This is a genomic window from Pacificibacter marinus, assembly GCF_018860665.1.
GTDB classification, from domain to species: domain Bacteria; phylum Pseudomonadota; class Alphaproteobacteria; order Rhodobacterales; family Rhodobacteraceae; genus Celeribacter; species Celeribacter marinus_A.
The window spans coordinates 1-22,514 of record NZ_JAHKPK010000051.1 but is presented as its reverse complement, the minus strand read 5'-3'; the positions used below and the strand labels follow the sequence as shown (position 1 = coordinate 22,514).

Annotated in this window: 22 protein-coding genes and 1 tRNA gene; 12 read left to right on the top strand and 11 right to left on the bottom strand. The window is 53.1% G+C overall.

From position 1 onward, the window contains the following. The first annotated feature begins 31 nt into the window (after positions 1-31). Entirely contained in the window at positions 32-1,198 is a 1,167-nt protein-coding gene (locus KO497_RS13260) for an FAD-dependent oxidoreductase (RefSeq protein ID WP_215944439.1), read from the top strand. A gap of 63 nt (positions 1,199-1,261) precedes the next feature. On the opposite strand, the gene tpiA is transcribed toward KO497_RS13260, so the two are convergent. From tpiA to KO497_RS13220, 8 genes are all read right to left on the bottom strand, one after another. Next, positions 1,262-2,008: a triose-phosphate isomerase gene (gene tpiA / locus KO497_RS13255; protein ID WP_215944438.1), complete on the bottom strand. Its 747-nt coding sequence runs from the start codon at positions 2,006-2,008 to the stop codon at positions 1,262-1,264. 93 nt (positions 2,009-2,101) lie between these two features. Beyond that, positions 2,102-2,410: a TfoX/Sxy family protein gene (locus KO497_RS13250; RefSeq protein ID WP_215944437.1), complete on the bottom strand. Its 309-nt coding sequence runs from the start codon at positions 2,408-2,410 to the stop codon at positions 2,102-2,104. Continuing rightward, complete coding sequence (locus KO497_RS13245) at positions 2,407-2,802, bottom strand: TfoX/Sxy family protein (RefSeq protein WP_215944436.1); 396 nt, start codon at positions 2,800-2,802, stop codon at positions 2,407-2,409. The genes KO497_RS13250 and KO497_RS13245 overlap by 4 nt, the downstream gene beginning before the upstream one ends. Next, entirely contained in the window at positions 2,803-3,174 is a 372-nt protein-coding gene (locus KO497_RS13240) for a HesB/IscA family protein (protein WP_215944435.1), read from the bottom strand. Positions 3,175-3,196: 22 nt separating this feature from the next. Next, the gene (locus KO497_RS13235) at positions 3,197-3,961 is read right to left on the bottom strand and encodes a DUF3307 domain-containing protein (RefSeq protein ID WP_215944434.1); all 765 of its coding nucleotides are present in this window, start codon (positions 3,959-3,961) and stop codon (positions 3,197-3,199) included. Continuing rightward, entirely contained in the window at positions 3,954-4,592 is a 639-nt protein-coding gene (locus KO497_RS13230) for a hypothetical protein (RefSeq protein ID WP_215944433.1), read from the bottom strand. The genes KO497_RS13235 and KO497_RS13230 overlap by 8 nt, the downstream gene beginning before the upstream one ends. A gap of 131 nt (positions 4,593-4,723) precedes the next feature. Further along, positions 4,724-5,599, bottom strand: coding sequence for a LysR family transcriptional regulator (locus tag KO497_RS13225; RefSeq protein WP_215944432.1), 876 nt, complete (start codon positions 5,597-5,599; stop codon positions 4,724-4,726). A 310-nt stretch (positions 5,600-5,909) separates the two neighbouring features. Continuing rightward, positions 5,910-6,272, bottom strand: a complete 363-nt coding sequence (locus KO497_RS13220; protein ID WP_215944431.1) for an SUF system Fe-S cluster assembly protein — start codon at positions 6,270-6,272, stop codon at positions 5,910-5,912. A 126-nt stretch (positions 6,273-6,398) separates the two neighbouring features. Here KO497_RS13220 and KO497_RS13215 point away from each other — a divergent pair, with 126 nt between their 5' ends. Then, a complete protein-coding gene (locus KO497_RS13215; RefSeq protein WP_215944430.1) occupies positions 6,399-6,698 on the top strand; it encodes a YciI family protein in 300 nt (99 codons plus the stop codon). A 49-nt stretch (positions 6,699-6,747) separates the two neighbouring features. On the opposite strand, the gene rimK is transcribed toward KO497_RS13215, so the two are convergent. Further along, positions 6,748-8,151 (bottom strand): 30S ribosomal protein S6--L-glutamate ligase, encoded by a 1,404-nt coding sequence (gene rimK / locus KO497_RS13210; RefSeq protein WP_215944429.1) that lies wholly within the window; start codon positions 8,149-8,151, stop codon positions 6,748-6,750. A gap of 361 nt (positions 8,152-8,512) precedes the next feature. Here rimK and KO497_RS13205 point away from each other — a divergent pair, with 361 nt between their 5' ends. From KO497_RS13205 to KO497_RS13175, 7 genes are all read left to right on the top strand, one after another. Beyond that, positions 8,513-9,850: a nucleobase:cation symporter-2 family protein gene (locus KO497_RS13205; RefSeq protein ID WP_215944428.1), complete on the top strand. Its 1,338-nt coding sequence runs from the start codon at positions 8,513-8,515 to the stop codon at positions 9,848-9,850. A gap of 163 nt (positions 9,851-10,013) precedes the next feature. Then, positions 10,014-11,144, top strand: coding sequence for a tRNA guanosine(34) transglycosylase Tgt (gene tgt, locus KO497_RS13200; protein WP_215944427.1), 1,131 nt, complete (start codon positions 10,014-10,016; stop codon positions 11,142-11,144). Between the two features lie 187 nt (positions 11,145-11,331). Beyond that, positions 11,332-11,604: a hypothetical protein gene (locus tag KO497_RS13195; RefSeq protein ID WP_215944426.1), complete on the top strand. Its 273-nt coding sequence runs from the start codon at positions 11,332-11,334 to the stop codon at positions 11,602-11,604. Positions 11,605-11,870: 266 nt separating this feature from the next. Then, complete coding sequence (gene lon, locus KO497_RS13190; RefSeq protein ID WP_215944425.1) at positions 11,871-14,276, top strand: endopeptidase La; 2,406 nt, start codon at positions 11,871-11,873, stop codon at positions 14,274-14,276. A 315-nt stretch (positions 14,277-14,591) separates the two neighbouring features. Continuing rightward, on the top strand, positions 14,592-15,017 hold the full coding sequence (locus KO497_RS13185) for an HU family DNA-binding protein (protein WP_215944424.1): 426 nt from the start codon (positions 14,592-14,594) through the stop codon (positions 15,015-15,017). 66 nt (positions 15,018-15,083) lie between these two features. Beyond that, positions 15,084-15,159: transfer RNA gene (locus KO497_RS13180), tRNA-Val, on the top strand. A gap of 76 nt (positions 15,160-15,235) precedes the next feature. After that, positions 15,236-15,859: a histidine phosphatase family protein gene (locus KO497_RS13175; protein ID WP_215944423.1), complete on the top strand. Its 624-nt coding sequence runs from the start codon at positions 15,236-15,238 to the stop codon at positions 15,857-15,859. 3 nt (positions 15,860-15,862) lie between these two features. On the opposite strand, the gene KO497_RS13170 is transcribed toward KO497_RS13175, so the two are convergent. Next, positions 15,863-17,257, bottom strand: a complete 1,395-nt coding sequence (locus KO497_RS13170; RefSeq protein WP_215944422.1) for a M20/M25/M40 family metallo-hydrolase — start codon at positions 17,255-17,257, stop codon at positions 15,863-15,865. A 248-nt stretch (positions 17,258-17,505) separates the two neighbouring features. Between KO497_RS13170 and hemA the strand changes: the two genes are divergently transcribed. From hemA to ispG, 3 genes are all read left to right on the top strand, one after another. Beyond that, on the top strand, positions 17,506-18,729 hold the full coding sequence (gene hemA / locus KO497_RS13165) for a 5-aminolevulinate synthase (RefSeq protein WP_354668122.1): 1,224 nt from the start codon (positions 17,506-17,508) through the stop codon (positions 18,727-18,729). A 99-nt stretch (positions 18,730-18,828) separates the two neighbouring features. Further along, complete coding sequence (locus KO497_RS13160) at positions 18,829-20,037, top strand: helix-turn-helix domain-containing protein (RefSeq protein ID WP_215944420.1); 1,209 nt, start codon at positions 18,829-18,831, stop codon at positions 20,035-20,037. A gap of 233 nt (positions 20,038-20,270) precedes the next feature. Then, positions 20,271-21,407 (top strand): flavodoxin-dependent (E)-4-hydroxy-3-methylbut-2-enyl-diphosphate synthase, encoded by a 1,137-nt coding sequence (gene ispG / locus KO497_RS13155; RefSeq protein WP_215944419.1) that lies wholly within the window; start codon positions 20,271-20,273, stop codon positions 21,405-21,407. A gap of 77 nt (positions 21,408-21,484) precedes the next feature. Here the strand turns inward: ispG and KO497_RS13150 are convergent, their stop codons facing one another. Next, positions 21,485-22,252, bottom strand: a complete 768-nt coding sequence (locus KO497_RS13150) for a DsbA family protein (protein ID WP_215944418.1) — start codon at positions 22,250-22,252, stop codon at positions 21,485-21,487. Positions 22,253-22,514 lie beyond the last annotated feature (262 nt).

Genomic DNA, 22,514 nt, shown 5'->3' with positions numbered 1-22,514 from the left:
TCGTTGCGCTGGCTTTGCATGAGGGTTTCATATGTTGATTGGGCAAGATATCGCCATTTTGGGCGCTGGCGTGGCGGGGTTGGCTGCTGCGCGCGCTTTGGCGCTGCGCGGCGCGCGTGTGACCGTTTATGAACGCGCATCCGAGGTCAAGGAAGTGGGTGCGGGGTTGCAACTGTCGCCAAATGGCGTGGCGGTCTTGTCTGCGCTTGGGTTGGATGCAGGCCTGAATGCCATGCGCTCCACAGGGGTGTTATTGCTTGATGGATATTCCGGGCGCAAGGTTTTGCATATGGATTTTAAAGGCTTTAAGCCTGATGCAGATTTTCTGATGGTGCACCGCGCTGATTTGATTGATGTTTTGCTCAAGGGGGCTCAGGATTCAGGCGTTCAGATCAAGCTGTCACATAGCGTCGAGACGGTTGTTGACGATGGTGACGCTGTAACGCTGCGGTTTGAAGGCGGCGCGCAGTGCGTTCATGATGTGGTTGTGGGGGCTGATGGATTGCAGTCACGCTTACGCAAGACATTGAACGGCGAGGCTGCCCCCTTTTTCACCGGACAAACGGCTTGGCGCGCCACCGTGCCCGCTTTGGGTGGCGAAGATCCGATTGCGATGATCCATATGGCGGCGGGTCAACATGTGGTGTGTTATCCGCTGCGCGATGGGACGTTAATCAATATTGTCGCCGTCGAAGAACGCGCCGATTGGACCGATGAGGGCTGGCATCTCGCAGGTGATCCTGACCAGCTGAGAGAACATTTCAAAGCCTTCGGTGGCGGTGTGACCAGTCTTTTGGCGCGAGTCACTGAGGTCTCAAGATGGGGCTTGTTTCGTCATCCCGTGGCGCAAAATTGGTACGGCGCAGGCACAGCGTTGATTGGCGATGCTGCACATCCCACCTTGCCGTTCTTGGCGCAGGGGGCCAATCTGGCCTTAGAAGACGCTTGGGTTTTGGCTGATTGTTTGGCAAATATGCCGCTTGATCAAGCGCTGCCCGCCTATCAACTGCGCCGCCGTGCCCGCGTGGTGCGCGCGATCGATGCGGCTACGGCCAATGCGCGCAATTATCACTTGCGTGGCCCGAAACGTATGGCAGCCCATATGGTGTTGCGTGCGGGCGGAAAAATCGCGCCGCGCGCGGTGGTGGATAGGTTTAGCTGGCTTTACGACCATGACGTCACGCGGGATGTCAGTTAAATCTCGCAAAAAAAACCGCGGCCCATATCAACAGGGCGGCGGTTGTTTGTATCAGATGAGAGGTTAAGAGGTCTCTAACGCTGAAATAATTCCAGAGAAATCAGCAGCTTTCAAAGACGCGCCGCCAACCAGCGCACCGTCCACATCTGGGACAGCGAAAATGTCAGCCGCGTTGCTTGACTTGACAGACCCACCATAGAGCAGCGGCAGATCAGCTGCGATATCACCAAAACGCGCAGTGAGAGTGGCGCGCATATCAGCATGGATTTCTGCAATCTCATCAAGAGTTGGCACTTTCCCCGTGCCGATGGCCCAAACCGGTTCATAGGCGATCACCAGTTTGCTGGCATCGATTTCATCGGGCAGGGACCGCAAAAGCTGCCCGTGCACCACTTTAAGCGCATCGCCCGCTTCGCGTTGTTCCAGCGTTTCGCCAACACAGACAATTGCGGTCAGACCTGCTGCGCAAACGGCTTCGGTTTTAGAGCGCACATCCGCGTCGCTTTCGCTGTGATCGGCGCGGCGTTCCGAGTGGCCCGTGATCACATAGGTCGCACCAGCATCCGCCAATTGCGCGGCAGAGATATCGCCCGTATGCGCGCCACTTTCATTGGAATGGCAATCTTGTCCGCCTATGGCGATGGGGCTGTCTTTGAGGATCGCGGCCATGGATGTGATCAGCGTGGCAGGGGGACAAAGCAAAATATCGACACTTGGGCTGTCGAAGGTTTTGGCCAGAGTGACGGCCTCGCCTAAGCTGGCGGTGACGCCATTCATCTTCCAATTGCCTGCAGCCAGTTTGCGTGCCATGTCGCGCTCTCCTCAAATACGTTTCGCACATCATTGCAGCGTTGAAAGCGCCGTCAAGTGGATAGCAAACCTGAGGGCCGCCTGCGGATGGTTTTAAAGCGCAGCCAAGGCCTTTTTGGCCCAGTCACAGGCAAGATCTGCGTCATCCAATGCCGCATTTGGCAAAGTCCAATAGCCCATTGGGCCACGGGGCGTTTGAAATTGCGCGGCACCTGCGCTGGCAAGACTGTCCGCAAAATCGCCTTTTGCTTTCAGATACACCGTGCCGTCGCGATCAAGCGAGGCAAAGATGACCCCGTCGCAATAAATGGCCAATCCCCCCATCATCTTACGTGTTGAGATCGTCCCGAGCGGTGCAAACAGTTCTTCGGCAAAAGTGATCATACTCGGTGTGATGCTCATGGCTTGTCAGCCTTTTGTTTGCGTGCCGCTTTTTTGGCTTTCGCAATGCGCTTTTTCTCGGTGGCTTTCAACGCTGGCGCATAGGACAGGCGCGCCCAATCGCGGGCCTCGTCAGGATCATCACTCGCGCTTTCGGGTAGTGACATCAAAGAGGTCACAACGGTTTCGCCGTCTTTTTTGGGATAGGTGAAAGGCTCGGACCCCGCGTCAACAAAGGCCTCGACAGTTGTCTCATCGGATTTCATATAAATCGTGCCGCCGATGATACAGGCGAACATCACATCGCCTTCAACATATAAAGCACTGCCCCCGAAAAGCCCGCCAACTGTGATCTCGCCTATATCGGCGAACAGATCGCGGGCATGGGCGATAAGCTCAGCGGGCGCTGGCATTTACGCGCGGCTTTGTGCAGACAGATTTTCATCGAACTTGATGCTTTCGCCACAGCCGCAAGCGTCAACCACATTGGGATTGCGGAACTTAAAGCCAGCTTCCAGCAAGGACACTTCGTAATCGATCTCGGTGCCAAACAAGAACATCTGCGCCATGGGCGCGATCATCACGCGACCGCCATCTTGTTCGACCACTTCGTCCAGAGGATCGATTTCATTCACATAGTCCATGGTGTATTCCATGCCTGCGCAGCCGCCCTTTTTGACGCCAATGCGCAAACCTTTGGAGCCATCTTTCTCCATCAGTTTTGCGATTTGTGCCGCCGCTTTGGGCGTGATGGTGACGGCTTGTTTGCCTGGAATACCGAACATATGCGTTCTCCTTTCCCCTAACTTAGGGCTTTGCGGCCATGATCTCAAGAAGCGGATCACCGTTTAACCCATTGTTGATCGCAAGAGTTAAGATTGCGATCGCAATCGCCCAGCTGAACGAGGCCAGCGTGCCGATGATCACATATTCGGCCTTTTCATTCTTTGACGCGGAATCAAAGCGCAAAATTGACTTTGCAGCGATCAAAAAACCGATACCAGCGGGCTGACCTGCGAGAAACATCAAGAAAATCAGCCCACGTTCAAGGACGCCGATCATCATGCCGCCTTTGGGCAAGCTTTTCTCGGGGGCACCTTCTGCAAATGGCACCATCAATTTTCCGACGGCAAAGCCACCCGCGCGGGTCGTGTATAAAATACCGGCCGTCAGCAACATCGCTTTCGGTGCCCAAGGGCTGATGTCCAATAAGCCGCCTGCCGCCAGATCTTTGCTCCAAACGCCATCTGCCCAAAGGGTCGGGGCAAAGGCTGCGATCGCGGCGATGGTGGCTAGATGTGTGAGCTGATCGATTAAGTAGGGTTTGATTCCCTCATCTTTGCGGGTTTTGACCCAGATGGCTTTCAATCCATCTATGATGAAGTGCAGTCCTGCAAGCACAGCGACCTGCCATGCGATAGACCCCAAAGCGATCACGGCACAAAGATAAACTGCAAACGTATGGATGAGCAGGGTGGCATAGCGATCCTTGCTCTGCGCCATCTTGGTGGTTTGAAACACGTAGTCGGCAAGGACATGAGCGAAGAAGAGGGCAGACAGGGTTTCAAACATGTGACTTGTCACTTTCGAATTGTGTTAGGATCATCCTGATCTGTTCTATTGCTATGCTATTCAAAGCCTTTGTTACAGTTTGCCGTGATTTTTCGAGGATATCGCTAATTTCCGTAAAACTTAGGTCGCTATGTGGTGGTAGGGAATACATTGCTGCTTGGGATTGCGCTTTAGTCCATCCGTGGCTCATTAACTCCATTGATAGAGTTAGGGCGTCGACCATTCCCCCGCTATCATGAAGAAAATATGTACCCTGCCTCTTTGCTATTTCTAGTGCTCTTCCTGAGGACACAAATACTTCAGCGTTTTCTGAATTTAAGTTTGGCGCAAGGTCAGTCGAAATAGGACCAACAGCAATTCCAATATAGCTATCAAATTCTGCCCCTAAGCTACGCAAAGCTGCTCTAAACATCAAAGCTGACCGCAGTGCATATTTCGGCTCGGCCAGTGCCACTTGCCAGCCGTCGCCGCGGTGGCGTGTGAAATGCAAGCTTTCTCCCATCCACTCGGCTTGCGTCTCGGCGCAATCTTTGAGCGCATCGAAAGCGCGTTCAAGTTTTTCGGGGCCCAGCGCGGTGGAGCCGACGATATCGCCGGTGAGGACGGCTATTTTGCGTGTTTCATCTGTCATGATGCAGCCAATATAGGCTGCGTTTTGTGATATGCAACCTATTTAGGATGCGTTGATCATTTCGCACCCTATTTAGGTTGCGTTTGGAAGTGCGCAGCCGATTTGGGTTGCGCGTCAGCTTGGGGGCCACATTAAGGCCCAAACCGCGTCGGCGCACTCAACAATGTGCCAATCGCGTCCAAAGCGGCGCGGATGGGCGGGTCGTGGCGGGCGTCATGATGGCTGACCAACCATTCTTCATGGGTGAGTGCGTCAATCTCGGGCGAAACCTGCACCAGTTCGGGCATGGCGCGCCCGGCGAAAATAGGCAAAATCACGCGGGCTATGCCGCCAATGGCCAAATCGGCCTCAGCGCGGGGATCAGAGGCGGTGCTGACGATCTCATCAGGTTTGTTGTGCCGCAACCACCGTTTCGAGGGCGTCGTGGCAAGAGATTCGGGCAGGGTGATATAGCCCGTTACTTCGGGACCACGGGCGAATTCAGCATAAGCAATGCGCGCGGTGCGCCGCCCTGCCAGCCATGTTTGATCGGGACGCCTGTTGCGAATGCCGATGTCGGCTTCGCGCCGCGCGATGTCGACCATGGCGTCTGAAGAAACGAGCTCGGGCACCCACGGAACAGATGGCACCAAAGAGGCGTCTTGAGACCAAACCTCACCAAAATGCCGTGCGATGTATTGTGTGGTCCAATGGCCTGCGGTGATGCGCACAAGGGGGCGCGTTTGCTTGGCGTTGAAGGCGGCCAAGTGTTGCGCGGCGGCGCGCAGATGTTCGACCTCGGCGGCAAGGGCGCGCCCATCGCTGGTCAGCGTGTACCCCCGTGCGCCACGTTCAAACAAGCGCTTGCCCAAAGTGCGCTCTAAAGCCGTCATCCTGCGCGACAATGTAGGCGAGGGGGTGCCTGTGGCCTGCTCAGCCCCCACAAGGCCACCGCCGTCGGCGACAGCGAGAAACAGCATATAGTCGTCTAGCTTGGGGGCGGTTTTGAGTTTGGGTTTGTCTTTCATTTTTGAAAGTCCAAATGCAGTTTCTGGGCGTATTTCGACAGGTTTTTGTGCGGTAATCTCTGCATATAGATTTCAATAATGCAAGAGGTGTCTTGATGAATGACCGTTTAGCGATTTTTTTATCACCTTCAAAATCTCAAACGCCAACAGGGTTTCAGTCAGAGCAAGCGCACTACCGCGCGCTCTATCAGCAGTTTAAAAAGGACAGGCGCGCAAGGCGCGTGCAATGGTGCTTGAGGATGTTGAGGCGGGAAACGAAAAACGGCCCCGAAGGACCGTTTTGAAAGCGTAAAATCAACAATGTGAGCGATTACATAAAGCCAAGCTCTAGGCGCGCTTCATCTGACATCATTTCCATGCCCCACGGGGGTTCCCACGCCAGATCGACGTCAACTTGTTTGACGCCGGGCAGCGGTTCAATCGCATCGGCGACCCAACCCGGCATTTCGCCCGCAACAGGACAGCCCGGCGCGGTTAGGGACATGATCACATGCACTTCGTTCTCTGCGTTGATTTCGATCGTGTAGATCAACCCGAGATCATAAATGTTCACGGGAATTTCAGGGTCGTAGACGGATCGGCAGGCTTCCACGATGGCTTCGTGAAGCGGGTGTTCCGTGTTGGAAGGCTTGATCAGCGGAGTGCCTTCGACGGGAGCGTCTGAATCTGTCATGTCTGTCCTCGTGTAAACTTGACCAAAGATATAGGGTTTGGCTGGGGTAAGGTCCAGACCTTGGCTTGGTCTTTTGTGCGTGCGAGGCTATTGATTGGGCCGTTGAGCACAAAAAGGGCCATTGCCATGTCAATTCTCGCCGCCGATCAAAATCTGTTTCATGTCGATATCGAATATAAAGTCGATTTGGCGCTGGTTGAACCGCATATGCAAGCGCATCTGGCCTTTGTTGATGAAGGGTATGATCGTGGATTCTTTTTGGCCTCTGGTCCGAAGGTGCCACGCACTGGCGGTGCGATTTTGGCGACTGCGCCCGACCGCGAGATGTTGGAAACATTTTTAGCGCGCGATCCTTTTGTCACCGAAGGACTTATTGCCCTGACCGTGACCGAATTTGTGCCGCGCCGCACAGTTGATGGGCTGTAACCAAAGGGCTGGACCCAAAGAACTGTAACGGCGCGGATAGATTGGTCTGCTAGGCTGTTTTCTTGCTGGCGCCTTTGCGCGCTGGCATTGGACGGACCCGTTTTTCGATGGTGTCATACAAAAGACCCGCGATGTTTTTCTCGGTGGTCTTTTCAGCCCCCTCCAAACCGGGCGAAGAATTGACCTCTAGCACTTTCGGACCATCATCAGCGCGCAGCAGATCCACACCTGCCATGCGCAGACCAAAGGCTTTGGCCGATCTGACGGCCGCATCGCGTTCGGCTTTGGTGATCCGCACCGCTGTGGCTGAGCCGCCTAAATGCAGGTTCGAGCGGAAATCGCCACCGCTTGAGCTGCGTTTGATCGCGGCGACCACTTTGCCATCGACAACAACACAGCGGATATCGACGCCTGAGGCTTCTTTGACAAAATGCTGCACCAGAAAGTTGGCTTTGAGGCCACGAAAGGCAGAAATCACAGATTGCGCGGCTTTCTTGGTCTCAGCCAGCACAACGCCGCGCCCTTGGGTGCTTTCCAACAATTTGACAATCAGCGGTGCTTGTCCCGCCAAATCGATCAGATTGTCCGTATCTTTAGGAGAGGCGGCAAAGGCCGTGGTCGGCATGTCGATGCCATGACGCGCCAAGACTTGATGCGCATGTAATTTGTCCCGCGATTTGGCGATGCCATCGGCAGAATTGAGACAATAGGTGCCAATGGTTTCGAATTGACGGATCACAGCACAGCCATAAGAGGTGATAGAGGCACCGACACGCGGGATCACCGCATCATAGCGGGGCAGGCGTTTGCCATCGTAATAGATTTCAGGCGCCATCGCGTTGATCGCCATGTAGCAGCGCGTGGTGTCAATCACTTCGATCACATGCCCGCGCTCTTGGCCTTCGGCCACAAGGCGCTGGGTGGAATAGCTTTCGGGTTCGCGTGACAGCACAGCGATGCGCAATGCCCGCGGCGCGCTTGAGGTGCGGATGGCCGCAGAAAAATAGGCGCTGTCGTCAAGCTCGGTTTGGCAAAAACTCTCGTTCGGGGTGACGATCATGTCGTCATCTATGGCTTGGCGACCCAATAGCATACGATAGGCCATATTGGTGCGATTGGTCAGAGTGATCTCGATCGGCCATGTGCGATCGCCGATGGAAATATCGGTGGTGATCACATAACGCAGTTCGGTTTCGCCATTGGATGATGTGACTTCACGACGATCCACCACTTTTGCAGAGCAGGCGATGACGATGTCTTCGCGCGCAGGCACTGGATGGATGTTAAACCGCACCATTGGGGCGTTTGCAGGGCCAAAAGGTTCAATGTCGAACGCGTGCAGCGCAGAGGTGCGCGCGCCTGTGTCAACTTTAACCTTGAGGGCAGGCAGACCAAGCGCGGGCAGCTTTGCCCACTCTTCCCAGCCCAAAGCGAAAGGAGCTTTGTCCGTCATCGTTTTATCTCACATCTGAAAGGGAAGGCGGTTCGGTATGATGCCGCCAGAGACGCCCTCTCTCACCTATTCACGATTCTAGCAATAGGGTTTGTGAGTTTTGTGACAGAGCCGGGTTTTTCTATGCCTTTGGCGCGCGTTTGACACGCGAGAATTGGTGTCGCGCCCTCAGCATGCTGCGCAGCGTGACGACCTGATTTCGCTTATCAATTGGGCGAAACTGTGGGGAAACTCGTTAAACTGCACAAGATTTACACCAAAACAGGCTTTGCCCTAAGGGTAACTTAAGCCCTCAGGGTCAAAGTCTTTTCATAAGACGCATCCGCGCGCAGTCTTTCTCAATACGACAAAGGGGAAGACTATGTCAGAACAAAATACGCAGTTGGTGTACAACTTAAACGACGTTCCGCCGCCGCCCAAAGCGGCCTTGGCGGCCTTTCAGCACGTCTTGGCGTCCATCGTCGGCATTGCCACGCCGTCTTTGATCATCGGTGGCGTTTTGGGATTGGGAGAACATGTGTCCTATCTCATCGCGATGGCGTTTTTCGTCTCTGGGGTTGCGACGTTTATTCAATGCAGGCGCGTGGGGCCGGTTGGCTCTGGTTTGCTGAGTGTTCAAGGCACGTCCTTTGCCTTTCTCGGTGCGATTTTGGCCGCAGGCTTTGCGGTGAAAGGTCAAGGCGGCACGCCCGAAGATATTTTGGCGATGATTTTCGGTCTGTGTCTGGCTGGCTCTGTGATTGAAATCATTCTGTCGCAGTTTTTGGACAAACTCAAACGCGTGATCACGCCAACGGTGACGGGTGTGGTGATCACCGTGATTGGTCTGAGTTTGATCAAAGCGGGCTTTACCGACTTTGCTGGTGGTGCGCGTGCAGGCGAAGATCTGGGCAAGCCATTGTTCTTGCTCTTGGGCCTTTTGGTTGTGGCCGTGATTTTGTTTGTGACGTTTTTGGGCAATCCTATGTTGCGCATTGCTGCCATCATGATTGGTCTCGTTGTGGGGACAATTGTGGCCAGCTTCTTTGGTATGGTGGATGTGAGCGCGCTTGGCAGTGCAAAACTGTTCGCGCTGCCTGTTCCGTTTAAATACGGCATCGACTTTGATTTCGCTTTGTTTGTGCCGATCGCGTTTTTGTATTTCGTGACAGCGATTGAAACCTCTGGCGATTTGACTGCGAACTCTGTGATTTCAGGCGAACCTGTTGAGGGCGATGTTTACATGGGCCGCATCAAGGGCGGTGTCTTGGGCGATGGCGTGAATTCTGCGATTGCTGCTGTGTTCAACACCTTTCCAAACACCACGTTTTCGCAAAACAACGGCGTGATCCAAATGACAGGCGTGGCCAGCCGCCATGTCGGCATGTGGATCGGTGGCATGTTAGCGTTGATGGGGCTGTTTCCTGTCATTGGCGCGTTTTTCTTGATTATTCCTAAACCCGTTTTGGGTGGGGCCACCGTGGTGCTGTTTGCGTCAATCGCTGTTGCAGGTATTCGCATTCTTGCCTCGCAAGAGATGACCCTGCGCCGCATCTATATCATGGCTGTGTCCTTTGGTCTGGCTTTGGGCGTGACCTTGGTGCCCGATGCCACGCAGCATTTGCCAAACTTTATGAAGCAAGTGTTTGCAGCGCCCATCACCTTGGCGGGTCTCTCTGCGATCATCCTGTCTTTGGCGATCCCTGAAGACAAAGAGTAAGCGGACCAGGTCGGGCTGCTTACATATAGAAAAAGAAAGGCCCGTTTGAATGTTCAGGCGGGCTTTTTGTTGCTGAATAGAAAGAAACAAAACCGACGTTCCATAACGTCACATTCACACCCTCTCTGGCCCAAGCGCGCGTTTCGCGGTAAGTCGTTTTCCTATGACACAACGAATCTCATTTTCCCTCGATGCCACAGATGGCAAAGCCCGCACGGGCGTGATTTCAACCCCGCGCGGCGACATTCGCACGCCGGCCTTTATGCCTGTGGGCACGGCGGGCACCGTGAAAGCGATGATGCCCGAAAGTGTGCGCGCAACTGGCGCGGATATTTTGCTGGGCAACACCTATCACTTGATGCTGCGCCCCACGGCGGAACGCATTGATCGCTTGGGCGGTCTGCACAAGTTCATGAACTGGGAACGGCCTATTTTGACAGACAGCGGCGGGTTTCAGGTGATGAGCCTCGCAGGCTTGCGCAAGCTCAACGAGGAAGGCGTGACGTTTGCCTCTCACGTGGATGGATCAAAACATGTCATCACGCCTGAGCGTTCGATGGAAATTCAAAAGCTGCTCGGCTCAGACATTGTGATGTGTTTCGATGAATGCCCTGCGCTGCCTGCCACCGACGAAGAGGTTGCCAAATCCATGCGCATGTCGATGCGGTGGGCGCAGCGGTCACGCGATGCCTTTGGCGATCGTCCGGGGCATGCATTGTTTGGCATCATGCAAGGGGGTGTGACGCCTGAGTTGCGCGAAGAAAGTGCCAAGGCGCTTATCGATATCGGGTTTGACGGCTATGCCATCGGCGGCTTGGCTGTGGGTGAGGGGCAAGAGGCGATGTTTGGCGTGTTGGAATACGCGCCTGATTATCTGCCAGTCGATAAACCGCGCTATTTGATGGGCGTGGGCAAGCCTGACGACATCGTGGGCGCGGTGAAACGTGGCGTCGATATGATGGATTGCGTTTTGCCCTCGCGCTCTGGTCGCAATGGGCAAGTGTTCACCCGTCGCGGCGCGATCAACATGAAAAACGCGCGCCATGCCGATGATCCACGACCTTTGGATGAGGCCTGCACTTGCCCTGCCTGTACGCAATATTCGCGCGCTTATTTGCATCACGTGTATCGCTCGCATGAGATGATTTCTGGTATGCTTTTAACATGGCACAACCTGCATTATTTCCAAGATCTCATGCAAGGCATGCGCGACGCGATTGCCGCTGGCACGTTTGAGGCTTGGGAAGCAGAGTTCCACGCCATGCGCGCTGAAGGCGATATCGATCCGCTGTAACTGTAGAGTTTAACGCAAGCTATTGAGGCCGCTCACATAATGTTGGAGCGGCCTTTTTTTGTGAAAATCTCCATAGAATTTTACAGTTAACTTACTGTTATCCTTGTCTTTATCTATCTGGATTTTGCCACATTATGGACCAAGCATAAAAATAGCTTTGGGGCATCAGATGACTCAGGGGTATATCATGTCCGTATCGAAAATGTGGAGTTTGGCCATCGGCCTGTTCTTTATATGTGTCTTGGCATCGACGTTGCAGTTATCTGCCGCCATGCCCAAAAGTGCAAAAGCGCCCCAAGTGCTGCTGTCGCCAGAAGCCGCGGCTTTTCAACGCATAAGGGCGCAGTCGCACATGGAACCGATTCCGAATGTGACCGTCGCTTGCGCTATGCCTCTGGCTGCGAGGCATCAGATTGCTCAATGCACCATAGGCCCTTCGGTAGACGCTTCGATGAAATAATGTTTGCACATGCCTGTGACGGCTTTGGTTCCGTCTTTGCATCACGGGTACGCTTGAAAAATTATCGTTGCCTTAGCGAAAACATACCGAATTAACCTATTTCAGTGCTTGCGGGTCGGCGCGAAGGCGGGCAAACTAAGTCCAAATCCAACTGCACTTGGTTGAAATTGGGGGCGCAGGGCCCCAAATATGATGAACCAAGTCAGGAAAGGGCCAAAGATTGCCGCCAAGCGGGATCCGGTTCTTTTGCAAAATAAGGACACAAAATGCACGAGCAACTTCACTCATATCCCGTACTGCCTTTGCGCGACATCGTGGTTTTCCCCCATATGGTCGTGCCCTTGTTCGTCGGTCGTGACAAATCCGTTAAAGCGCTTGAGGAAGTGATGTCGCAAGACAAGCAAATCCTTTTGAGCGCGCAAATCGATCCATCTGTTGATGATCCTGAAGCGGATGGCATCTACCGCATGGGGGTTTTGGCAAATGTTTTGCAATTGCTCAAATTGCCTGACGGCACCGTAAAAGTGCTGGTCGAGGGCGATAAACGCGTTCAAATTACAGAATTTGTTGAAAACGACCGTTTTTTTGAGGCTGCAACAGCCGAGTTGTTCGAGGTCGAAGGCGACCCCGCCGCTGTGATCGCCTTGGTGCGTTCTGTGGCAGAAGAATTCGCACATTACGCCAAGATCAAAAAGAACATCCCCGAAGAGGCATTGACCGCCGTCGATGACACCAAAGACCCCAGCAAAATGGCCGATCTTGTCGCGGGTCATCTGGGCGTCGAAGTTGCGCAGAAACAAGATCTGCTGGAAACCTTGTCGGTCGAGGCGCGTCTTGAGGCGATCTATGGCATGATGCAGGGCGAAATGTCCGTGCTTCAGGTCGAGAAAAAGATCAAAACCCGCGTCAAATCCCAGATGGAGCGTACCCAGCGCGAGTATTATTTGAATGAGCAAATGAAAGCCATTCAGAAAGAGCTCGGCGATGGCGAAGAGGGCGCGAATGAGATTAACGAGCTTGAAGAGAAAATTGCCAAGACCAAATTCTCTAAAGAGGCCGCTGAAAAAGTTGCCGCCGAGCTGAAAAAACTCAAATCCATGAGCCCAATGTCGGCGGAAGCCACAGTGGTGCGCAATTATCTGGATTGGATGCTGTCTATTCCATGGGGCGTCAAATCCCGTGTGAAAAAAGACCTGAAACGTGCCGAAGAGGTCTTGGATAAAGATCACTACGGTCTGGAAAAGGTCAAAGAACGCATCGTTGAATACCTTGCCGTGCAGCAGCGCAGCCAAAAACTCAAAGGCCCGATCATGTGCCTCGTGGGGCCTCCTGGTGTGGGTAAAACGTCACTTGGGAAATCTGTTGCCAAAGCCACGGGGCGTGAATTTATTCGCATCTCTTTGGGTGGCGTGCGTGATGAATCTGAAATTCGCGGTCACCGTAGAACCTACATCGGGTCTATGCCCGGTAAGATCATTCAGGCGTTGAAAAAAGCCAAAACCACCAATCCGCTGATCTTGCTCGATGAAATCGATAAGATGGGCCAAGATATGCGTGGCGACCCCGCGTCTGCGATGCTTGAAGTGCTTGATCCTGAACAAAACTCCACCTTTGTGGATCACTACATGGAGGTCGAATACGATCTATCCAACGTGATGTTCTTGACCACGTCCAACAGCTATAACATGCCGGGGCCATTGCTGGACCGGATGGAAATCATTCCGTTGTCTGGCTACACCGAAGACGAAAAAGCAGAGATTGCCAAACAGCATTTGATCCCCAAACAGATCAAAAACCATGGCTTGAAAGCGGCTGAATTTTCGATCTCTGATGAGGCTGTATCCGATGTGATCCGTTACTACACCCGTGAAGCAGGTGTGCGGAACTTGGAACGTGAAATGGCCAAAGTCGCGCGTAAGTCTTTGACAAAGATCGTCAAAAAAGAAGTCACATCAGTTCAGGTGACGCCTGACAATTTGGAAGACTTCTTAGGCGTGAAAAAGATGCGTTATGGTTTGGCCGAGAAAGAAGACCAAATCGGTGTCGTGACTGGATTGGCCTATACTTCTGTGGGCGGCGATCTGTTGCAAATCGAAGCCCTGCGTCTGCCAGGTAAAGGGCGGATGAAAACCACAGGTAAGCTTGGCGATGTGATGAAGGAATCCATCGACGCGGCGTCCAGCTATGTGCGTTCAATCGCGCCAGAAATTGGGTTGAAACCGCCCGTGTTTGACACCTTGGACATTCACGTTCACGTGCCTGATGGGGCGACACCGAAAGATGGACCCTCTGCAGGTCTGGCTATGGTCACCACGATTGTGTCGGTGCTCACCAAAATTCCGGTGCGTAAAGATATTGCGATGACGGGTGAGGTCAGCTTGCGCGGCAATGCGACGGCCATCGGTGGCTTGAAAGAAAAGCTTTTGGCGGCTTTGCGCGGGGGCATCACCACGGTGTTGATTCCCGAGGAAAACGTCAAAGATCTCGCGGACATTCCAAACAATGTCAAAGAGGGCTTGGAAATCATTCCTGTGTCTCATGTGTCCGAGGTTCTCAAACACGCGTTGGTGCGTGCACCTGAGCCTATTGAATGGGACCATGAGGCCGACGATGCAGCACGTTTGGCCAAAGCCACAGCACCTGCCGCAGAGGCTGTTCCTGTTGCGCATTAATCTTGGGACGCGTGTTGCGTGCCCCAAATTCTAAATTGATTATGAAGTCAAAACAAAGGCGTTCCAATATTTGGGGCGCCTTTGTCATATTGGTGTTGGATTTAATGCATTTGTAATGTCGCAAAAATGATGGTTATTTTAACTGCCCTTTAATATTTTGTGTCATATTCAATCATTTAGGATGAAATTTGATCTTGACCTGCCTGATTTATGTCCAATGCGAATTGGTGGGGCATTGTAGCCATTTCCCATTTGCAACTGGGGGCGTAGAAAGGTTAATGTTTCTATAAAAGAAACAACCTAAAGGTCTGTATCATGGCAACGCGCCGCACAACGACAACGATCACAACTGAAGAGCCGAGCAAAATCACGGCTCCGACAACTGTTGCAACGTCTACGCCCGCCGCTGACGTCGAAGCGCCTGAGGCCAGCCTTGTACATGTTGTGAAGAAAAAAGAGCTTATTGAACGTGTGTCTGAGGCCTCCGGCATCAAAAAAGGCATCGCGAAAAAAGTGATCGAAGCAACGCTCAAGGAAATGGGCGATATTATGCAAGAAGGCACAGAGATGAATCTGCCGCCACTTGGTAAAGTGTCGATCAATCGTCAAAAAGAGGTCGCAAACGCGTTTATTTTGATCGCAAAATTGCGTCGCGCCAAAGGCATGCTTGCCGGTAAATCACCAGCTGGTGAAGGAGAAGACGCATCCAGTGAAGACGTTGACACAACCGAAACTGAATAAAGCGAAAAAAGTGGTGTGATGCCTCTTGCATCATGTGCGTCCTAGGTCTAAACACCGCGCCACGGCGGGTCGTTAGCTCAGTTGGTAGAGCGCTTCGTTTACACCGAAGATGTCGGGAGTTCGAGCCTCTCACGACCCACCATCAGAATTCAAAAGGCACACTGCAGAGTGTGCCTTTTTTCGTTGCGTGACATCGTCTCAGGGTTTACCCCACAGGCATGATAAAACATCCCATATTTCTTTTGCGACACGGCCAGACGGAATGGAACTTAGAGGGCCGCATGCAAGGGCAGCTTGACAGTCCATTGACGGCGAAAGGGCGGGCGCAAGCTCTGGCGCAGCGTGATATATTGAAACCCGTGTTTGCGGCTTTCCCTCAGATTGATTTTCAAGCCAGTCCTTTGGGCCGCGCTTGGGATACGGCAGTCACCGCCGCAGATGGCCATCCTGTGTCTCAAAATGATGTGCTGAAAGAAGTGTTTGCTGGCAGTTGGGAAGGCCGCCTGCGCGCCGACATCGTCGCAGAATGCGGTGGATCGGCAGCTGAAGACGATATGTTCGAGTTGTTCTTATCCGCACCAGACGGGGAAGGGGCCGCCGCCCTCGAGCAGCGCTGTCGCAGGGCTTTGGCCGCTTTGAACGGGCCGGCAGTTATCGTTTCACATGGGGTTGTCTCTGCCTTCTTGCGTGGATTGGTGCGTGGGCTGGGTATCGCTGACATCGCAAGGCTGTCGCACAACCAAGGCGTCGTTTTTGCGTTGCACGACGGGGCTGAGGTGATGTTGGAAACGCGCGCAGATGCAGAACTATATCTGGCCAGCATCCGCGCTTATCTCATTTAGGCTTTAGTCCTTTGACACCGCATCCAACACGCGAGCCCATGACCGAATGCCTTTGTGAAAACTTTCCACATCATATTTTTCATTTGGTGAATGAATTTGATCATCATCGCGGGCAAATCCCGCAAGCATCGCATCGACACCCACGATCCGTTTGAAATGCCCCGCAATGGGGATAGAGCCGCCACAGCCGATGAACGCCGCTTCATTCGGCCATTCATCAGACAGGGCTGCACGGGCTTTCTCGAACGCGGGGTGATCTGTGGCCATGGTTGAGGCTTTTGAGGCGCCGTGTGGATTAAAGTCTACTGTGCAATCATCTGGCAGGTTGGCGCGCACGTAGTCATGCAGTGCAGCACGAATTTTGTGAGGGTCTTGATCGCCCACCAAACGTGCGGACAGCTTGACCGAGGCTTGTGATGGCAGCACTGTTTTGAACCCTTTGCCAGTATAGCCGCCATTGATGCCGTTGAATTCCAGCGTGGGTTCGGACCAGATCATTTGCAGCCCCGTCTTGCCATCTTCGCCAGCGGGATTTTTCAGGCCGACCTCGCCCAAGAAGGCTTCTGAATCAAACCCCAAGGCGTCCCATTGGTTGCGCAATTCATCGGACAACTCCGGTACACCATCATAAAAGCCGGGCAGGGTGACACGACCTGAGTCGTCATGCAGTCCGGCAAGAATTTTGGTGAGAACCCGAATGGGATTGCGAGCGATGCCGCCAAACATGCCAGAATGCAGGTCTTTATTGGCGGCAGTGATGGTGATCTCGTCGCTCATCAACCCGCGCAGCATGGTGACAATCGCAGGCGTGTCGTGGCCGAAAAGACCTGTATCGCAGATCAAGGCCACATCGCCTTTCAGCTTGTCTTTATGCTCTTCCATGAAGGGCACCAATGACGGTGACCCGCTTTCCTCTTCGCCCTCAAAGAAGAATGTGATTTCGCAAGGCAGTTCGCCATGTTCGGCTTTCCAAGCGCGGCAGGCCTCGATAAAGGTCATCAACTGGCCTTTGTCATCAGATGACCCACGCCCGCGAATAACCTGTCCTTTGGCTGTGTCTTCGATTTGTGGATCGAAAGGGTCGGAGTTCCAAAGGTCAATGGGATCAACAGGTTGAACGTCATAGTGGCCGTAGAACACCAAATGTGGTACATTTGAATTGTCAGGCCCGTCGACGTGCCCCATCACCATAGGGTGACCTGGCGTGGTATAGATTTTTGCATCGATGCCGATTGAGGACAAATCCGCGACAAGCCAATCTGCCGCAGCAGTACAGTCTTCTTTATAAGCCGGATCCGTTGAAATAGATTTCAGACGCATAAGGTCCAACAGGCGATCCATCGAGGCGGGCAAGTCTGCGTCAATACGCGACAATACGGGAGACAGGCGTGAGGTCATGGAGGGGACTCGCTTTGGTCAAAGGGGGAGGTTTCGCCACAACTTACCGCGCCAAACTGCGGTGTCCAGTCGCGGGGGGCAGTTTGATATAGATCATTCCTAAATGTATTTGCTAGAAGCTACATCAAAGGGCGCTTATACAACCGCTGACCTGACTGCTTAAATATCTTGCGTTTTTTGAATATGTTTTGCAAGTTAAGCAACCGCCGCTGTCAAAAGCGATGAAAGACCGAATGAGAGGACGACCCGTGAACTATACAGCACAGCTCGATGACGCGCTCCAGCGCCTGCATGACGAAGATCGTTACCGGACCTTCATTGACATCGAGCGCGAGCGTGGGAATTTCCCGCATGCTGTATGGAATAAACCTGATGGCACAAAGCAGCCTGTCACCGTTTGGTGCGGCAATGATTATCTGGGCATGGGGCAGCATCCCGTTGTTCTTGATGCGATGAAAGAAGCGGTGGATGCGACGGGCGCGGGGTCTGGCGGCACACGCAATATTTCTGGCACGACGGTTTATCACAAACGTCTTGAGGCCGAATTGGCCGATTGGCATCAAAAAGAAGCGGCCTTGGTGTTTTCATCGGCCTATATCGCCAATGACGCAACGCTGTCGACTTTGCCGAAACTATTTCCTGGTCTGATCATTTATTCCGATGCGCTCAATCATGCCTCCATGATCGAAGGCGTGCGCCGCAACGGTGGTGCAAAACGCGTGTTCCGTCACAATGATGTTGAACACCTGCGTGAGTTGCTGCAAGCCGACGACCCTAATGTGCCCAAACTGATCGCCTTCGAATCTGTTTATTCTATGGATGGCGATTTTGGTCCGATCGAAGAAATTTGCGATCTGGCCGATGAATTCAACGCGCTGACCTATATAGATGAAGTCCATGCTGTTGGCATGTACGGCGCGCGTGGGGCAGGGATTGCGGAACGAGACGGTCTGCTGGATCGTCTTGATATTATTAACGGCACACTTGGCAAAGCTGTTGGTGTCTTTGGCGGCTACATCGCGGCCTCTGCGAAAATGTGTGACGCTGTGCGGTCTTACGCGCCCGGTTTCATTTTTACCACATCACTGCCCCCAGCCGTCGTGGCGGGCGCCGCGGCCTCTATCGCCCATCTCAAAACGGATCAGGCCTTGCGCGCACAGCATCAAACCCAAGCCGCGATCCTGAAATTGCGTCTCAAGGGCCTTGGCTTGCCTATTGTCGATCATGGCAGCCATATTGTGCCGCTGATCGTTGGTGACCCTAAACACACAAAGCTCATGTCGGATATGATGCTTGAAGGCTTTGGCATCTACGTCCAGCCGATCAACTATCCAACTGTGCCGCGTGGCACTGAGCGTCTGCGGTTTACGCCTTCTCCGGTTCACGGACCGCGTGAAATGGATGCTCTTGTTGGCGCTTTGGATGAACTATGGGCCCATTGTGCGCTGAATCGTGCCGAATTGGCCGGTTAACCGTTTTTCACTCTGTGCGCTGCCTTTGACCATATGCTAATTAAATAGAGATAGAGCGAACGAATCGCTAAATCGAATTGGGGCTATCTAGGTATGCGGATGTTGGGGCGTTGGAGTAAACCTCCAGTCGAGGAAGAACAGCAGCCACGCGGTTTTGACGATTTCGAGCTCAAGCTTGGTGACGTCATGCGCGGGGAAAGAGCAACCCTTGGCAAATCGCTTCTTGATGTCCAACGCGAATTGAAAATCAAAGCGACTTATGTTGCTGCGATTGAAAACGCTGATCCTTCCGTTTTTGAAACCCAAGGCTTTATCGCGGGATATGTACGCTCTTACGCGCGTTATCTTGACCTTGATCCTGAGTGGGCGTTCGCCCGTTTCAGTGCTGAAAGCGGTTTCGCTGTTGCGCATGGCATGTCGCCCGCAGCCTCTTCTGCACGCAAACCTTCAGCGATGGCTTTGTCTACATCAAAGCGTAAATCCGACGATCCTTATGCTGATCCAAACGCCTCTTTTGTTCCCCGTGGCGAAAGCTTTTTTGCGCGTATCGAACCCGGTGCGATTGGATCGACAGCTGTTTTGCTCGCCCTAGTTGGGGTGATTGGCTATGGTGGCTGGTCTGTTTTACAAGAAATTCAAAAAGTGCAACTTGCGCCTGTTGATCAAGCGCCGGGTGTTGCTTCTGAAACTACAACACTTGCTGAGACCTCTGTTGTTGTCGCGGGTTTGGATGAAAGCGTAGGTGTTTTTACCCCCTCATCCGAGGCGCTTGACCGTCTTTATCGTCCGCAAGCCTTGACCACGCCGGTTCTTGTGCCGCGTGATGGCCCAATTGTTTCTCTTGATCCTCGTACCGGTGGTGCATTGGTGCAAGAAAGCGCTGAAGATCGACTTGAGGCGATGTCGCGTCAGTTGGCCTCTGCTGCGATTGCTGGTCCTGATGCTTCGGTGATCCAAGTAGTTGAAGAACCCGCGCCAGAACTGGCATTGATTGCTGTGCGCCCGTCTTGGGTGCGTGTCAGCTCCGCAGATGGTTCTGTTTTACTTGAAAAAATTCTTGATGCGGGTGAACGTTACATTTTGCCTGCGACCGAAGAAGCCCCGCTTTTACGTACCGGCAATGGTGGCGGAGTCTATTTTGCTTTGAACGGCCAAGCTTATGGCCCTGCAGGTAAATCCGGTTCCGTGGTGAAAAACATTGCCTTGTCGGAGCTTGATATTTCAGACAGCTTCGAGGCCGTCGATCTTGCGGCCAACGATTTTGTTGCTGAGATGTTCAAGGTGGCTCAAAACACCACCGCAGAATAATCAAACCGCCAGTTATTCAAACGGTCAGTCACTCAAATCACCTGTCATTCACACCGCTGAATAATTTGACCGTCATGCACATATTATAACTTGAGTTTGCCTCATCCGTAACATGCTTTTGTGCGTGGCAAACCACCTGTGTTGTCTGCGATTGTGTGCTTTGTCCCATTGCCCCCAACGTTTACACAAACTATCTATAGGGCAACGACACAAAACGTTCCGAAAGGTGCCCCATGTCCCTGAACCATATCCGTCCGTGGCGTAATATTTATCGTCGGACCAGCCGCCAAATTATGGTGGGCAATGTGCCCGTTGGCGGTGATGCACCGATTTCGGTTCAGACCATGACCAACACTGACAGTTCAGATGTGTGTGCGACTTTGGATCAAGTGTTGCGCTCAGCTGAAGCGGGTGCGGATATTGTGCGCATTTCAGCACCCGATGAGGGCGCCACGAAAGCCCTCAAAGAAATTTGCCGCGAAAGCCCCGTGCCCATCGTGGCTGACATTCATTTTCACTACAAACGCGCCATTGAAGCTGCTGAGGCAGGGGTGGCCTGTCTGCGGATCAATCCCGGGAATATCGGTGATGAAAAGCGCGTGAAAGATGTGATCAAGGCTGCGAAAGACTATGGATGTGCGATCCGTATTGGCGTGAACGCAGGGTCTTTAGAAAAGCATCTTTTGGACAAATACGGTGAGCCTTGCCCCGACGCGATGGTCGAAAGCGGCATGGATCACATCAAGATTTTGCAAGACAACGACTTTCACGAATTCAAGATCTCAGTGAAAGCCTCTGACGTTTTTATGGCTTCTGCCGCCTATCAACAATTGTCCGAGGCCACAGATGCGCCGATCCATTTGGGCATCACTGAGGCGGGCGGGCTGACATCCGGCACGATCAAATCTGCCATCGGAATGGGGCAGTTGTTGTGGATGGGAATCGGCGATACGATCCGTGTGTCTTTGTCTGCTGACCCTGTGGAAGAGGTCAAGGTTGGCTATGAAATCCTGAAATCTTTGGGCCTGCGTCACCGCGGCGTGAACATCATTTCCTGTCCGTCTTGCGCACGCCAAGGTTTTGACGTGATCAAAACCGTCGAGACCTTGGAAAAGCGCCTTGAGCACATCAAAACACCGATGAGCCTGTCTATCATCGGCTGTGTTGTGAATGGTCCAGGCGAGGCGTTGATGACCGATGTTGGCTGGACGGGCGGCGGCGCTGGGTCAGGTATGGTGTATTTGGCGGGCAAGCAATCGCACAAGCAATCCAACGAGGATATGGTCGATCATATCGTCGAACAGGTTGAAAAAAAGGCGGCTGAAATTGCCAAGCGTATGGCCGAGGAAGACATGGCCGCAGCCGAGTAAGCTTGGTTATAGTCTAAAGAAAAACCCCGCTTGATTGGCGGGGTTTTGTCAATTCAAAAACTCATGTGCTAAGGCCCTTAGCCTTGCGCGCGTAGTTCGGCCACGATTTCGACCATGCTATCGTAGGGCACATATCCACGTACAATTTCAGATTCCATGATGAAAGCGGGCGTGCCATTGATTTGCATCGCCTGACCCAGCGCATGATTTTGTGCGATGATTTGGGTGACCTCTTCGGAATTCATCCGCTCTATCACAGCGTCAACATCGACATCCGTGCCGCGCAACAGGCGCTTCAAGCTGCCTTCCGAGACGTTGTTACCGCCGGACATCAAAGCCTCATGCACCTGCGCGTAGGCTTCATCACCGGCCACCAAATGTGTGGCGATGGCAAAGCGCGAGGCCAAAATGGAATCTTCTCCAAGGATCGGGAATTCTTTAACGATCAGTTTAATATTGCCGTCATTTTCAAGTAGCGCAGAGACATCAGGGTGAGCTTTTTTACAGTAACCGCAGCGGTAATCGAGAAACTCGACCAATGTGATGTCGCCTTCAGGGTTGCCCAAAACCAAATCCGCAGGGGATTCGAATAAGGCAACCGCATTTGCTGAAACCAAGTTGCGGTCTGTTTCTTCGGCCGTTTGCGCATTGCGTTGCTCCAACACGGCAATGGCTTCCATCAAGACTTCTGGATTGTCCAAAAGATAGGCACGCACTTCAGCGCGAAAGGCGTCACGATCGGCGTCACTCAAATCGGTCAGATCGCTGGACCAAGCGGCACTCGCCACAGACAAAGCCGTAAGCGCGCAGGCACTTAGGGTCAAAAGAGGGCGGGTGAAACGCATTGGGGTTCTCCATTTTAATGTGTCGTCTTAGGTCTAGCACAGATAAATGCGGCGTCCAGCCAACAGTTTTATGAAAGGCGGGATGCCGCACCCCGAAAGTCCTGTGTGGATGGCTCCTGCATAGCAAGACATTTTTGATCAGATTTGTGCATTTGTCAGAAGCGGTCATGTGTCCGGCCTGTTTACGCGGCTTTGACCGCTGGCCCTGATGGGTTCCGCAAACCAAGTCCCTTACAGCTTTGCGGGCAATTGGGCCCGGGAC